The organism is Blautia sp. An249 (assembly GCF_002159835.1).
Lineage (GTDB): Bacteria > Bacillota > Clostridia > Lachnospirales > Lachnospiraceae > Blautia_A > Blautia_A avistercoris.
On sequence record NZ_NFJL01000013.1, the window covers coordinates 16,109 to 29,362 of the forward strand.

Here is a 13,254-nt window from a genome sequence, read left to right on the forward strand (position 1 = left end):
AAAGGAGTAAGACAAGTATGAGATGGAATAAATTTACCATTAAAACAAAAACCCAGGCGGAAGAAATGATTATTTACAGTCTGTCCGAACTGGGAATTGAAGGGGTGGAAATCGAAGATAAGGTGCCTCTGACAGAAGAAGATAAAAAGCAAATGTTTGTGGATATTATGCCGGAAGAACCCGAAGATGACGGAACCGCCTATTTAAGCTTCTACCTGGAAGAAGAGGCGGATACAGAGAAGATTCTGGCTGATGTGAAAGCGGAACTGGAAAATCTGGCATCGTTTATGGATATTGGAGAGGGAACCATTGAAGGCTCGCAGACGGAAGATAAGGACTGGATAAATAACTGGAAAGAATATTTCCATCAGTTTTATGTGGATGATATTCTCATCATTCCTTCCTGGGAAAAAGTAAAGGAAGAAGATAAGGATAAAATGATCCTTCATATCGACCCGGGAACTGCTTTCGGAACCGGAATGCACGAGACTACCCAGCTTTGTATCCGGCAGTTAAAAAAATATGTAAAGAAGGATACCCAGCTTTTGGATGTGGGAACCGGAAGCGGGATTCTGGGAATTCTGGCGCTGATGCTGGGAGCGGCCCATGTGGTGGGAACAGATCTGGATCCCTGTGCGGTCAACGCCGTGGAAGAAAATAAGGAGTCCAATGGAATTCCCAGAGAAGCCTTCGATCTGATGATTGGAAATATTATCGATGAGAAAGAAGTGCAGGATGCGGCGGGTTACGAGAAATATGACATTGTAACCGCAAACATTCTGGCAGACGTACTGGTTCCTTTAACCCCGGTCATTGTCCGCCAGATGAAAAAAGGAGGCGTCTACATTACTTCCGGAATCCTGGATGTAAAGGAAGAAGAAGTGAAAAAAGCAGTGACAGAGGCAGGGCTTCAGGTAGTGGAAGTTACCCGTCAGGGAGAATGGGTATCCATTACGGCCAGAAAGGAATAGAAGATGTATCGTTTTTTCGTGGAACCGGCGCAGATTCAGGAACATACCATAACCATCATCGGAAACGATGTGAACCATATTAAAAACGTCCTCCGGATGAAAAAAGGGGAGGAACTCTGGATCAGCGATCAGGAAGAAAAAGAATACCACTGCTATATAGAGGAATTTCTGGAAGAAGAGATCCTGGCCCATATTATGTATGTACAGGAACCGGGATTTGAGCTCCAGAGCCGCATTTATCTGTTTCAGGGACTTCCCAAAGGGGAGAAGATGGAATGGATTATCCAGAAGGCGGTAGAGCTGGGAGTACATGAAATTATTCCTGTGTCTATGAAACGCTGTGTGGTAAAACTGGATAAAAAGAAAGCAGAGAAAAAAACTGCCCGCTGGCAGCAAATCGCAGAAAGCGCGGCCAAACAGTCTAAGAGAATGAAAATTCCCCGGATACATCCGGTCTGTACCTATGGAGAAGCGCTGGAATATGCTGACGAGTCCTGCCAGGTCAGGCTGGTTCCCTATGAACGGACAGAGGGAATGAAGGAAACGAAGGAAATGATAGAACAGATAGAACCGGGACAGTCCATTGGGATTTTCATCGGCCCGGAAGGGGGCTTTGATGAAAAAGAGATTGAAGCGGCTCTTCAGGCGGGAATGAAGCCTATCTCTCTGGGAAAACGGATTTTGCGTACAGAGACGGCCGGGATGACAATTTTATCCGTCCTGATGTTTCATCTGGAAACGTGTTAAAAGTAGAAATGGAGGAAGAAATGGAAGCATATCTGGATAATGCAGCAACGACCAGGTGCTATGGGCAGGTGAAAGACATTGTGGTAAAAACTATGATGGAGGATTACGGAAATCCCTCTGCCATGCATTTAAAAGGGGTAGAAGCAGAACGTTATATGAAAGACGCCCGGGAGACACTGGCAAAGATTTTAAAAGTAACTCCAAAAGAGATTTTGTTTACTTCAGGGGGGACGGAATCCAACAATCTGGCTTTAACAGGCGCTGCTTATGCAAATAAAAGAGCAGGAAACCATATAATTACAACTGCCATCGAGCATGCGGCGGTAGGCGCTCCGGTGCATTTTTTGGAAGAATCCGGGTTTGAGGTGACGATTCTTCCGGTAGACGAAAAAGGTGTTGTATCTCTGGAAGCGTTGGAAAAAGCTTTGCGCCCAGATACAATTTTAGTTTCTGTGATGTTTGTTAATAACGAAATCGGCTCTGTTCAGCCGGTGGACGCTATTGGAAAAATGGTTCATGAAAAGGCTCCCAAAGCATTATTTCATGTGGATGCCATTCAGGCCTTTGGAAAGTTTCAGATTTATCCGAAAAAGCTGGGGATTGATCTGATGTCTGTCAGCGCCCATAAGATTCACGGACCAAAGGGCGTCGGATTTTTGTATACCAGTGAAAAAGCCAAGGTGCAGCCCCAGATTCTGGGGGGCGGTCAGCAAAGCGGGATGCGCTCCGGAACAGATAATGTGCCGGGAGCTGCAGGAATGGCAGAAGCCGCCAGGATTATGTATGAACATCTGGAAGAAAACCGGGAACATATGTATCAGATGAAAGAGAGGCTTGCAGAAGGCCTTTCCCGCCTGGAAAGGGTGCAGATACACGGAATGCCTCTCAGGGAGGGGGCACCTCAGATTCTGAGCGCCGCTTTCGCAGGAATCCGAAGTGAGGTGCTGCTTCATTCCCTGGAAGAGCAGGGGATTTATGTTTCTGCAGGTTCCGCCTGCTCCAGTCACAAAAGGACGGCCAGCAGCACTTTGACAGCAATCGGATTAAAAAAGGATGTCAGCGAGACGACGGTACGGTTTAGTTTTTCCGAAGAGACAACGGCAGAGGAAATTGACTACTGTCTGGAAGTTCTTGGAAAACTGCTTCCTGTTTTACGAAGATATACACGGCGATAGAAGTCAAAGAAGGAGGAATTTATGTTTCACGCATTTTTAATTAAATATGCAGAAATTGCAATTAAAGGGAAAAACAGATATTTATTTGAAGACGCTTTGATTAAGCAGATGAAAATTGCCCTGGAAAAGGTGGAGGGCGAATTTGATGTGCAAAAAGAACAGGGACGGGTCTATGTGTACTGCAAATCTGATTATGACTTTGATGAAGTCATGGAAGCCCTGACCAGAGTTTTCGGAATCGTGGGAATCAGTCCCGTGGTTATTTACGAAGACAAAGGATTTGAACAGATGGGCAAAGATGTGTTAAGCTACATGAAAGAACACCACCCGGGTTATGCAGGTACTTTTAAAGTACATACCAGAAGAGCGAAGAAATCTTATCCCATGACTTCCATGGAAGTCAGCAGCGAACTGGGCGGCGTTATCTTAGAGGAATTTCAGGATGCGTCTGTGGATGTCCATCATCCCCAGTTAAATCTGACAGTGGAAATCCGGGATAAAATTTACGTATATTCCAGAACTATACCGGGCCCCGGAGGTATGCCGGTGGGAACCAACGGAAAGGCGATGCTTTTACTTTCCGGAGGGATTGACAGTCCTGTTGCCGGATATATGATTGCGAAAAGAGGGGTAAGAATCGAGGCCGTCTATTTCCATGCACCGCCTTATACCAGTGAACGGGCGAAGCAGAAAGTAGTGGATCTGGCGAAGCTGGTGGCCAGATACAGCGGCCCCATTCGTCTGCATGTGGTGAATTTCACAGATATTCAGTTATATATCTATGATAAGTGTCCCCATGAGGAGCTGACAATTATCATGAGAAGGTATATGATGCGTATAGCAGAGCATTTTGCCAAAGAGCGTAAATGTCTGGGCCTGATTACCGGAGAAAGTATCGGCCAGGTAGCCAGTCAGACCATGCAGAGCCTTGCGGCAACCAATGAAGTGTGCACCCTCCCTGTATACCGTCCGGTAATCGGATTCGATAAACAGGAGATTGTGGAAATCGCTCATAAAATTGATACCTTTGAGACGTCTATCCAGCCTTTTGAAGACTGTTGTACCATATTTGTGGCGAAGCACCCGGTGACGAAACCTAATTTAAAGGTGATAAAACGTTCGGAAGAAAAACTGGAGGAAAAGATAGAAGATCTTGTGAGAGAAGCAATTGAGACGACAGAAGTTATTGATGTGGAACAGATGTAAAAAAGCTGCTGCAGTAAACTCTGCAGCAGCCCTGACTATCTGGGGTTTATTCCTCGATGAGATAAGACTGAATAATCTCCATAACATCATCAAGACTTGTTCCGTCAGCATGGATATTTAAGTCGATGGGTTTGGATAAATCCAGGCTAAAGATACCCATGATAGATTTTGCATCAATTACATATCTTCCGGATACTAAATCGAAATCGCAGTCAAATTTGCTGATTTCATTTACGAAAGCTTTTACTTTATCAATTGAGTTTAATGAGATTTTAACGGTTTTCATTCTATTGACCTCCCTAGTAATTTTATACCTTCATCTTACAGTTTGGTATTTTAAAAGTCAAGGTAAAAACCGTTAAATTTAAGCAAAAGAATTAGTGAATATGTATAGAAATTGGAGGAATATATGGGAAAGAAAGTTGCCCTTCATAATTTAGGCTGCAAAGTGAACGCGTATGAAGTAGAAGCCATGCAGCAGCTTTTGGAAGAGGCGGGGTATGAGATTGTTCCTTTTGCGCCCGGAGCAGATATTTATGTAATTAATACCTGTACCGTTACAAATATTGCCGACCGTAAGTCTAGACAGATGCTCCATAAGGCTAAAAAAATGAATCCGGATGCCATCGTGGTGGCTGCCGGATGCTATGTGCAGACAGATAAAGAGAAACTGGAAACGGACGGACAGATCGATGTAATCCTGGGCAATAACCGGAAACGGGAAATCGTAGAGGTTCTGGAGGAATATCAGCAGGAGAAAGCCGGCCAGGAGCGGGTAATCAATATTAACCAGACCAAAGAGTACGAACAGCTTTCCATTAACAGAACAGCAGAGCATGTAAGAGCGTATATTAAGGTTCAGGACGGATGCAATCAGTTTTGCACTTACTGTATCATTCCTTATGCCAGAGGTCGTGTGCGCAGCCGGAAGAAAGAGGACATTCTGAAAGAAATACGCAGTCTTGCAGCAAAGAATTACAAAGAGGTTGTTCTGACAGGAATCCATTTAAGCTCCTATGGGGTAGACTTCCCGGAAGGAGAAAAAGAGACGCTGCTCTCCTTAATCGAGGAAGTTCATAAAGTGGAAGGGATCCGGAGAATCCGTTTAAGTTCTCTGGAGTCGGGAATTATAACGGAAGAATTCGTAAAAAGAATTTCAGAACTTCCCAAACTGTGCCCCCATTTCCATCTGTCACTGCAAAGCGGTTCTGACAGTGTATTAAAAAGGATGAACCGGAGATATACTTCGCAGGAATATGAAGAGAGATGCGGCCTTTTAAGAAAGTATTACACAGACCCGGCTCTTACCACAGATATTATTACCGGTTTTCCGGGAGAGACAGAAGAAGAGTTTAAAGAAACCTGCCGGTTTGCAGAGAAAATCCGGTTCTACGAGACCCATATTTTCCGTTATTCCAAACGCAGAGGAACAAAAGCGGCCAGGATGGAAGGACAGATTCCGGAACCGATAAAGGCAGCCAGAAGCGAAATTCTCTTAAAACTGGATGAACAGAGAAGGGGAGAATATGAAATCCGGAGGATGGGAGAACCCCTGGAAGTTCTTCTGGAAGAAGAAATCGAGAAGGAAGGAAAAGCCTATTATCTGGGACATTCCAGAGAATATATTAAGGTGGCAGTGGAAAAGAAAAAGGAGTATCAGATTAACGACATTGTAGTTGTAAAGGGAACCGGTTATCTGGAAAATCATACGGTGCTGGGGGAATGTCTGGACAACTGAACAAAGTTTTCATTGTATTTTTGGCAGTTTTATATTAAAATAAAGTGAAGAGTATAGATAAGGACGTGGAAATATGGCAGAGAAATTAAGTAATACACAGTATTTCAAGACAAAAACAGAACCTGAAGTGCATGTAAAGGAAGTTTTGGATCTGGTATACAATGCGATGAATGAGAAGGGATATAATCCGGTGAATCAGATTGTAGGGTATATTATGTCCGGAGATCCCACTTATATTACCAGCCATAAAGGTGCACGAAGCATGATCATGAAAGTAGAGCGGGACGAACTTGTAGAAGAACTTTTAGCTGAATATATTAAAAATAAGTCCTGGGAACGATAAGATGAGAGTTCTGGGATTGGATTATGGCTCAAAGACAGTGGGAGTTGCTGTCAGCGATCCTCTTGGATATACTGCACAGGGGATAGAAATTATCAGGAGAAAGTCGGAGAATAAACTCCGGCAGACATTGGCACGGATTGAGGAACTCATTTCGGAATACCAGGTAGAGAAGATTGTGCTTGGTCTGCCGAAAAATATGAATAATACCATGGGGGACAGGGCTGTGAAATCTCTGGAGTTTAAAGACATGCTGGAGAGACGAACAGGCCTGCCTGTTATTATGTGGGATGAAAGACTGACAACTGTGGCGGCTCAGAGAGTTTTGATAGAGGCGAAAGTCCGCAGAGAGAACCGGAAAGAATATGTGGACGAACTTGCAGCAATTTTTATTTTACAGGGGTATCTGGATTCCCTTGCGTGAAAGGTGCTTATGGAAAAGATTAAATTTCAGATTGAGGACGGAACAAGCGTAGAATTTTATGTAGAAGAACAAGCAAAAATCGGAGGTCAGAATTACCTTCTGGTATCAGATTCCCAGGGTGAGGAAGCAGAGGCATATATTTTAAAAGATGTGTCAGAGGATACCAGCGCCCAGGCATGTTATGTACTGGTAGAAGAGGAAGAAGAACTGGAAGCAGTTTTTAAAGTTTTTCAGCAGATGATGGAAGACGTGGATATGATTCGGTAATCGGCCCAATAAGCATGGAGGTGCATTGATTGAAAGAAGACAATATAAATAATAACAGTAAGGACGGCAGTGTGCAAAAGCAGGCTGGGAAACAGAAATCAAAGAACAGACAGCCGGCCAGAAAACCTGTCAGTCCGAAAGGGAAAACTATGCCCAAAACAGGCGTAAGCAAGTCGGCAAAACCTGCAAAAGTCTCCGTAAAACAGCCTGCAAAGAATACAGGAAAAACTTCTCAGAGAAGAAACAGGAAGAATTCTTCTAAATTAAAGATTATTCCTCTGGGAGGCCTGGAACAGATCGGAATGAACATCACAGCCTTTGAATACGAGGACAGTATTGTGGTAGTGGACTGCGGAATGTCTTTTCCGGAGGACGATATGCTTGGAATCGATTTTGTGATTCCGGACGTTACTTATTTAAAAGAAAACATTACAAAGGTAAAAGGCTTTGTAATCACCCACGGACATGAGGATCATATCGGCGCTCTTCCTTATGTTCTGAAAGAAGTAAAGGCGCCCATTTATTCTACGAAGCTGACTCTTGGATTGATTTCCAATAAATTGAGAGAACATAATCTTTTAAACACAACGAAGATGAAAGAGGTAAAGCACGGACAGGTAATTAACCTGGGTGACTTTTCCATTGAATTTATCAAAACCAATCACAGTATTCAGGATGCGTCTGCACTGGCAATCTATTCCCCGGCAGGAATTGTTATCCACACAGGAGACTTTAAGGTGGATTATACCCCGGTTTTCGGTGATGCCATTGATTTACAGAGATTCGCAGAGATTGGAAAGAAAGGCGTTTTGGCTCTGATGTGCGACAGTACCAATGCAGAGCGGCCCGGATTTACCATGTCAGAACGAACCGTCGGACATGTATTTGACAATCTGTTTAATGAATATAAGAATACCAGAATTATCATAGCAACTTTTGCTTCTAATGTGGATCGTGTACAGCAGATTATTAATACGGCCCATAAGTTCGGAAGAAAGGTAGCAGTGGAAGGCCGCAGTATGGTAAATGTAATTTCTACCGCGGCAGAACTGGGATATTTAAAGATACCGGATAATACGCTGATTGAAATCGATCAGGTGAAGAATTATCCAAATGAGCTGGTAACGTTAATTACAACGGGAAGTCAGGGAGAATCCATGGCGGCATTGTCCAGAATGGCTTCCAACATTCACAGGAAGATCACGATACAGCCGGGAGACACCATTATTTTCAGTTCCAATCCGATTCCCGGAAATGAAAAAGCGGTTTCCAAAGTGATTAATGAACTTTCCATGAAAGGCGCCAATGTTATATTCCAGGATGTACACGTTTCCGGACATGCCTGTCAGGAAGAAATTAAACTTATCTATTCTCTTGTACATCCTAAATATGCGGTACCTGTTCACGGAGAATACCGCCATTTGAAGGCTCAGGCCAGAGTGGCGGAAAGTCTTGGAATTGAGAAAGAGAACATCTTCATTCTGAACTCCGGAGATGTGCTGGAACTGGATGAGAAAAGTGCCAAAGTTACCGGAAAAGTTCAGGTTGGAGATATTCTGGTAGATGGTCTGGGAGTGGGGGACGTTGGAAACATTGTTCTGCGCGATCGCCAGCATTTGGCAGAAGACGGTATTATGGTGGTGGTAATGACACTGGAAAACCACAGCAATCTGGTACTGGCCGGCCCGGATATTGTATCCAGAGGATTTGTCTATGTAAGGGAATCCGAAGATTTGATGGAAGAAGCAAGGAGAATTGTGGAGACAGCCCTGGACGGCTGCCTGGAACATCAGATTAATGACTGGAGCAAGATAAAGACAGTAGTTAAGGATGCACTGGGAGATTTCCTGTGGAAACGAACCAAGAGAAGGCCCATGATTCTTCCAATTATTATGGAGGCATAAGAAAGCTATGGATTCCATCGAGAAAAATGTAAAAATACTGTTGGCTTCGATAATGAAAAGTGAAGCCTATCAGGAATATAAAAAGCAGGAAGAGAAATTAAAACAGGATCCGGGATTACTGGAAAAAGTGGATCGGTTCCGTATCAGCAATTTCAGAGTACAGAATCAGTCGGATCCGGAACACATGTTTGAAGAGATGAACAGACTGGAACAGGAATCGGAAGAACTGCGTAAAATCCCGCAGGTGAATGCCTATCTGGATGCAGAACTGGCAGTCTGCAGACTGATGCAGAAAATATTTATGGACTTGTCCAATGGGATACAGATGCATATACCCGATCTTTAAATCAGGTCTGTACAGAATGAAAAAAGAGACAGACTGACAGGAGTGTTAGGATGAAAGAGCAAAAGAAAGAAAGCAGAGCCAGTGTGTTTTTAGCAGGAGGATTCTTCCGGATTCTTTTGTACATTTTTGTAATCGTATTAATTATATGGATTGGAAAATCCACGTTTTCCTTTGGCTATGATGTTTTTAACCAGAAGGCAATGAGTCCCGGAAACGGAAAAGAAGTTACCGTTGAAATTAAAGAAGGGGCTTCCGTATATGAGATTGGAAAGGCTCTGGAACGAAAAAATCTGATTGAAGATGCGAAAGTCTTTGTAGTACAGGAGAAACTTTCCAGATACCGGGGGAAAATCAAGCCCGGAAGTTATGTGGTAAGCACAGCTTATACTCCGGACAGGATACTGGCAGTGCTTTCCGGTGAGGATTCTCAGGAGGAAGAGACTCCATGATTGTGGATGAACGGCTGATTACGTATGTGAATTCTCTGGATATGGGGAATACGGAGTTTTTGGACGAGCTGGAAGCGTATGCCCATAAGACTTATGTTCCCATTATCCGAAAGGAAATGCAGAGTTTTATAAAGGTACTGCTGGCTGTGAAGCAGCCGCAGAATATACTGGAGGTGGGGACAGCCATTGGCTTCTCCACACTTCTCATGTGTGAATACGGGAAAGAGAATTGCCGGATTACCACTATTGAAAACTATAAGAAAAGAATCCCCATTGCCAGAGAGAACTTTAAAAAGGCAGGGAGAGAAAAGCAGATTCAGCTTTTAGAGGGGGATGCCGGGGAAATACTTCCCACTTTAAATGAGTCTTTTGATTTCATTTTTATGGATGCTGCAAAAGGACAGTACATCCATTTTCTTCCTCAGGTACTGCGGCTGATGAAACCGGGAGCTGTTTTAGTATCCGATAATGTACTTCAGGATGGAGACTTAATAGAGTCTCATTATCTTGTGGAGAGGAGAAACCGTACGATTTATAAACGGATGCGGGAATATCTGTATGAGCTGAAACATCATCCGAACTTGGTGACTTCTGTGATTCCTCTGGGAGACGGGGTTACAGTCAGTATTAAGAAATAAAGAGAGGGATTTCATGAAAAAGCCTGAATTATTAGTTCCAGCCAGCAGTCTGGAAGTGTTAAAAATTGCCGTGATTTTTGGTGCGGATGCTGTCTATATCGGCGGAGAAGCTTTCGGGCTTCGGGCAAAGGCCAGGAATTTTTCTATAGAAGAGATGAGAGAGGGCATTGAATTTGCCCATCTGCACGGTGCAAAAGTTTATGTGACAGTAAATATCCTGGCTCATAACCGGGATTTGCAGGGAGTCAGGGAGTATCTTAAGGAACTGAAGGGAATCAGGCCCGACGGATTTATCATCGCTGATCCGGGAATTTTCATGCTGGCAAAAGAAATCTGTCCGGAGATTGAACGTCATATCAGTACCCAGGCCAATAACACCAATTATGAGACATTTCGCTTCTGGTATCAGCTTGGAGCCAGCCGGGTGGTAACGGCCAGGGAACTGTCCCTGGAAGAGATTCGTGAGATTCGAAGTAAGATTCCGGAAGATATGGAGATAGAGACGTTCGTTCACGGCGCCATGTGTATTTCCTATTCCGGCAGGTGTCTTCTAAGCAATTATCTGGTGGGAAGAGATGCAAACCAGGGATCCTGTACCCATCCCTGCCGCTGGAAATATTCCATAGTGGAAGAGACCAGACCGGGAGAGTACATGCCGGTATTTGAAAACGAAAGAGGTACGTACATTTTTAATTCCAAAGATTTGTGTATGATTGATCATATGGACGATCTGCTGACTTGCGGTGTAAACAGTCTGAAAATTGAAGGCCGCATGAAAACAGCTCTTTATGTGGCTACAGTGGCCAGGACTTACCGAAAAGCCATAGACGATTATTTTGATTCCCCGCAAAAGTATAAGGAGAATCTTTCCTGGTATGAGGAACAGATTTCCAATTGTACGTACCGGCAGTTTACCACAGGATTCTTTTACGGAAAGCCGGATGAAAATGCCCAGATATATGACTGTAATACCTACATCAGAGAGTATACGTATCTGGGATTCGCAGAAAGAATAACAGAAAAAGGTCTTGTGGAAATTACCCAGCGCAATAAATTCAGCGTGGGAGAGACGATAGAAATTATGAAGCCAAACGGAGAAAATCTGTCTGTTCAGGTGAAGGCGATTTATGATGAAACAGGAGCTTCCGTAGAAAGCGCCCCTCATCCACAGCAAAAACTGGAAGTGGATTTAGGGGCACAGGTGGAAGTATACGATATACTCCGCAGGCAGGAATAAGAAAGTAAGAAGGAACTGCAGGGCGTTCGGATGGAACCGACCCACAAAAGCAGTTCCTTATTCATTTGCAAGATGAAATAATTTTTTCAGTTTTAAAACGGCGTTTTTCTCAATTCTGGAGACATAGGAACGGCTGATGCCAAGTTGGGCGGCGATTTCCCGCTGTGTTTTTTCCTCCTGTCCGAACAGCCCGTAACGATAACAGAGAACCTGATATTCTTTCTCATTGAGACGGTTTTTTACAAGGGAAAGCAGTCTTCTGGTATCTTCCTTTCTGGTGTAATTTTCCACCACATCTATTACCGGGGATTCCACAATATCCAAAAGACTGATCTCATTGCCTTCCTTATCCGTACCAATGGGCTCATAGAGAGAGATTTCCCTGGATCGTTTCTTCCTGGAGCGAAGCATCATCAGCAGTTCATTGTCAATACAGCGGGCGGCGTAGGTGGAAAGACGGGTAGCCTTGCGGGAGTCAAATGTGGAAATTGCTTTAATCAGACCAATTGTTCCGATGGAAATCAAGTCGTCTAAATCTTCATCCAATCCCTGATATTTTTTTACAACATGAGCGACCAGGCGGAGATTGCGTTCGATTAAAATGTCCTTTGCCTGGGAATCCCCGTTCTGATATTGTTTTAGATAATACTGCTCCTCGGCCAGGGTAAGAGGCTTTTGGAATGTTTTCAAAAAGTTCACCTCAAAGGGGATTTCTATATAGTTTATGAGAAGGACGAAGAGTTCGTGCTTTTCCCACAAAATTTTTCATTTTGTACAGGAATGCCATGCTTGAAGGAAATGAGAAAATCATGTAAAATGGTGGGAGACATCGGGGAAAGAAGGACAAAAAATATGGAGAATCTGATTTTTAGCCTGAATGCCACAGTTCCTGTTTTTTTCTTTATGGTGCTGGGCGGAATCTTTCACAGGCTGAAATTTATGGATGAAGACTTTGTAGCTAAGTTAAATACATTTGTATTTAAGATTTTACTCCCGGTACTGCTTTTTCAGGATTTATCCGGGATTTCTATTTACCAGGTCTGGGATGGGAAATTCATCCTGTTTTGTTTTCTGGTAACGGCTGTCAGCATCACCCTGTCCTTTGGAATTTCCTGGCTGATAAGGAAAGAGGAAATTCAGGGAGAATTTATTCAGGCTTCTTACAGAAGCAGTGCAGCCCTTCTGGGAATGGCCTTTGTACAGAACATTTACGGAACCAGTACCACGACCCCTTTAATGATTATCGGAACAGTACCTCTGTATAATGCAGCCGCCGTAGTTATTCTCTCCTTTTTCCGGAGAGGGGAACGAGGGAAGCACCTCTGGAAGAAGACCCTGAAAGGAATCATAACAAATCCCATTATCCTGGGAATTCTGGCGGGACTTCTCTGGGCCTGTCTGGGAATCCCTCAACCGGTGATTATGGAGAAAGTGGTGGACGGGGTAGGTTCTATGGCAACTCCTCTGGGGCTTATGGCTATGGGAGCAGCTTTTGAATTTCATTCTGTCCGGGAAAACTGGAAGGAGATTATCCTGTGCAGCTTTTTAAAACTGGTGGGATTTGTGGCGGTCTTTTTGCCGGTGGCCATCGGAATGGGATTCCGTTCGGAAAGTCTGGTGGCGATTATGGTCATGCTGGGGTCGGCTACTACGGTCAGTTGTTATATTATGGCTAAAAATATGGGACATAAGGGGGATTTTACTTCCAGTGTAGTAATGATTACCACGTTATTCAGCGCATTTACCATTACCTTCTGGCTCTGGCTGATGAAATCTTTGGGATACATTATTGTGTAAAGAAATGCAACACAA

The 13,254-nt window shown here is 43.8% G+C and carries 16 protein-coding genes; 14 read left to right on the plus strand and 2 right to left on the minus strand.

The window, feature by feature from the left end; all coding sequences use genetic code 11:
• Positions 1–17: 17 nt before the first annotated feature.
• Genes prmA through thiI form a run of 4 tightly spaced genes read left to right on the plus strand, consistent with a single transcriptional unit; the run spans position 18 to position 4,099 of the window.
• Positions 18–971 carry a 50S ribosomal protein L11 methyltransferase gene (prmA, locus tag B5F53_RS12625; RefSeq protein WP_087223972.1) on the plus strand — a complete coding sequence of 318 codons (954 nt, stop codon included), beginning with the start codon at positions 18–20 and terminating at the stop codon, positions 969–971.
• 3 nt (positions 972–974) lie between these two features.
• Positions 975–1,718 carry a 16S rRNA (uracil(1498)-N(3))-methyltransferase gene (locus B5F53_RS12630; protein WP_087223974.1) on the plus strand — a complete coding sequence of 248 codons (744 nt, stop codon included), beginning with the start codon at positions 975–977 and terminating at the stop codon, positions 1,716–1,718.
• A 20-nt stretch (positions 1,719–1,738) separates the two neighbouring features.
• On the plus strand, positions 1,739–2,893 hold the full coding sequence (locus B5F53_RS12635; protein ID WP_087223976.1) for a cysteine desulfurase family protein: 1,155 nt from the start codon (positions 1,739–1,741) through the stop codon (positions 2,891–2,893).
• Between the two features lie 21 nt (positions 2,894–2,914).
• Positions 2,915–4,099: a tRNA uracil 4-sulfurtransferase ThiI gene (thiI, locus tag B5F53_RS12640; RefSeq protein WP_087223978.1), complete on the plus strand. Its 1,185-nt coding sequence runs from the start codon at positions 2,915–2,917 to the stop codon at positions 4,097–4,099.
• Between the two features lie 46 nt (positions 4,100–4,145).
• Here thiI and B5F53_RS12645 read toward each other — a convergent pair whose 3' ends face one another.
• Positions 4,146–4,385, minus strand: coding sequence for an HPr family phosphocarrier protein (locus tag B5F53_RS12645; RefSeq protein ID WP_087223980.1), 240 nt, complete (start codon positions 4,383–4,385; stop codon positions 4,146–4,148).
• Between the two features lie 123 nt (positions 4,386–4,508).
• On the opposite strand from B5F53_RS12645, the gene mtaB reads away from it, so the two are divergent.
• The 9 genes from mtaB to B5F53_RS12690 all read left to right on the plus strand — a co-directional run bounded on the left by mtaB (position 4,509) and on the right by B5F53_RS12690 (position 11,442).
• Complete coding sequence (mtaB, locus tag B5F53_RS12650; protein WP_087223982.1) at positions 4,509–5,837, plus strand: tRNA (N(6)-L-threonylcarbamoyladenosine(37)-C(2))-methylthiotransferase MtaB; 1,329 nt, start codon at positions 4,509–4,511, stop codon at positions 5,835–5,837.
• 73 nt (positions 5,838–5,910) lie between these two features.
• Positions 5,911–6,180, plus strand: a complete 270-nt coding sequence (locus B5F53_RS12655) for an IreB family regulatory phosphoprotein (protein WP_087223984.1) — start codon at positions 5,911–5,913, stop codon at positions 6,178–6,180.
• A gap of 1 nt (position 6,181) precedes the next feature.
• Positions 6,182–6,601 carry a Holliday junction resolvase RuvX gene (gene ruvX / locus B5F53_RS12660; RefSeq protein WP_087223986.1) on the plus strand — a complete coding sequence of 140 codons (420 nt, stop codon included), beginning with the start codon at positions 6,182–6,184 and terminating at the stop codon, positions 6,599–6,601.
• Positions 6,602–6,610: 9 nt separating this feature from the next.
• Entirely contained in the window at positions 6,611–6,868 is a 258-nt protein-coding gene (locus B5F53_RS12665; protein ID WP_087223988.1) for a DUF1292 domain-containing protein, read from the plus strand.
• 149 nt (positions 6,869–7,017) lie between these two features.
• Positions 7,018–8,772, plus strand: coding sequence for a ribonuclease J (locus B5F53_RS12670; protein WP_087224137.1), 1,755 nt, complete (start codon positions 7,018–7,020; stop codon positions 8,770–8,772).
• Between the two features lie 7 nt (positions 8,773–8,779).
• Entirely contained in the window at positions 8,780–9,118 is a 339-nt protein-coding gene (locus B5F53_RS12675; protein WP_087223990.1) for a YlbF family regulator, read from the plus strand.
• A gap of 50 nt (positions 9,119–9,168) precedes the next feature.
• Positions 9,169–9,567, plus strand: coding sequence for an endolytic transglycosylase MltG (locus B5F53_RS12680; protein ID WP_087223992.1), 399 nt, complete (start codon positions 9,169–9,171; stop codon positions 9,565–9,567).
• The gene (locus B5F53_RS12685) at positions 9,564–10,205 is read left to right on the plus strand and encodes an O-methyltransferase (protein ID WP_087223994.1); all 642 of its coding nucleotides are present in this window, start codon (positions 9,564–9,566) and stop codon (positions 10,203–10,205) included. The genes B5F53_RS12680 and B5F53_RS12685 overlap by 4 nt, the downstream gene beginning before the upstream one ends.
• 13 nt (positions 10,206–10,218) lie before the next feature.
• Complete coding sequence (locus tag B5F53_RS12690) at positions 10,219–11,442, plus strand: peptidase U32 family protein (protein WP_087223996.1); 1,224 nt, start codon at positions 10,219–10,221, stop codon at positions 11,440–11,442.
• 57 nt (positions 11,443–11,499) lie between these two features.
• Here B5F53_RS12690 and sigK read toward each other — a convergent pair whose 3' ends face one another.
• Complete coding sequence (sigK, locus tag B5F53_RS12695) at positions 11,500–12,132, minus strand: RNA polymerase sporulation sigma factor SigK (protein WP_087223998.1); 633 nt, start codon at positions 12,130–12,132, stop codon at positions 11,500–11,502.
• Positions 12,133–12,294: 162 nt separating this feature from the next.
• On the opposite strand from sigK, the gene B5F53_RS12700 reads away from it, so the two are divergent.
• On the plus strand, positions 12,295–13,239 hold the full coding sequence (locus B5F53_RS12700; protein WP_087224139.1) for an AEC family transporter: 945 nt from the start codon (positions 12,295–12,297) through the stop codon (positions 13,237–13,239).
• Positions 13,240–13,254 lie beyond the last annotated feature (15 nt).

Bases quoted from the DNA above. Each gene is read 5' to 3' on its own strand.
- prmA (WP_087223972.1), top strand. From the start codon at position 18: ATGAGATGGAATAAATTTACCATTAAAACAAAAACCCAGGCGGAAGAA.
- B5F53_RS12630 (WP_087223974.1), top strand. From the start codon at position 975: ATGTATCGTTTTTTCGTGGAACCGGCGCAGATTCAGGAACATACCATA.
- B5F53_RS12635 (WP_087223976.1), top strand. From the start codon at position 1,739: ATGGAAGCATATCTGGATAATGCAGCAACGACCAGGTGCTATGGGCAG.
- thiI (WP_087223978.1), top strand. From the start codon at position 2,915: ATGTTTCACGCATTTTTAATTAAATATGCAGAAATTGCAATTAAAGGG.
- B5F53_RS12645 (WP_087223980.1), bottom strand. From the start codon at position 4,385: ATGAAAACCGTTAAAATCTCATTAAACTCAATTGATAAAGTAAAAGCT.
- mtaB (WP_087223982.1), top strand. From the start codon at position 4,509: ATGGGAAAGAAAGTTGCCCTTCATAATTTAGGCTGCAAAGTGAACGCG.
- B5F53_RS12655 (WP_087223984.1), top strand. From the start codon at position 5,911: ATGGCAGAGAAATTAAGTAATACACAGTATTTCAAGACAAAAACAGAA.
- ruvX (WP_087223986.1), top strand. From the start codon at position 6,182: ATGAGAGTTCTGGGATTGGATTATGGCTCAAAGACAGTGGGAGTTGCT.
- B5F53_RS12665 (WP_087223988.1), top strand. From the start codon at position 6,611: ATGGAAAAGATTAAATTTCAGATTGAGGACGGAACAAGCGTAGAATTT.
- B5F53_RS12670 (WP_087224137.1), top strand. From the start codon at position 7,018: ATGCCCAAAACAGGCGTAAGCAAGTCGGCAAAACCTGCAAAAGTCTCC.
- B5F53_RS12675 (WP_087223990.1), top strand. From the start codon at position 8,780: ATGGATTCCATCGAGAAAAATGTAAAAATACTGTTGGCTTCGATAATG.
- B5F53_RS12680 (WP_087223992.1), top strand. From the start codon at position 9,169: ATGAAAGAGCAAAAGAAAGAAAGCAGAGCCAGTGTGTTTTTAGCAGGA.
- B5F53_RS12685 (WP_087223994.1), top strand. From the start codon at position 9,564: ATGATTGTGGATGAACGGCTGATTACGTATGTGAATTCTCTGGATATG.
- B5F53_RS12690 (WP_087223996.1), top strand. From the start codon at position 10,219: ATGAAAAAGCCTGAATTATTAGTTCCAGCCAGCAGTCTGGAAGTGTTA.
- B5F53_RS12700 (WP_087224139.1), top strand. From the start codon at position 12,295: ATGGAGAATCTGATTTTTAGCCTGAATGCCACAGTTCCTGTTTTTTTC.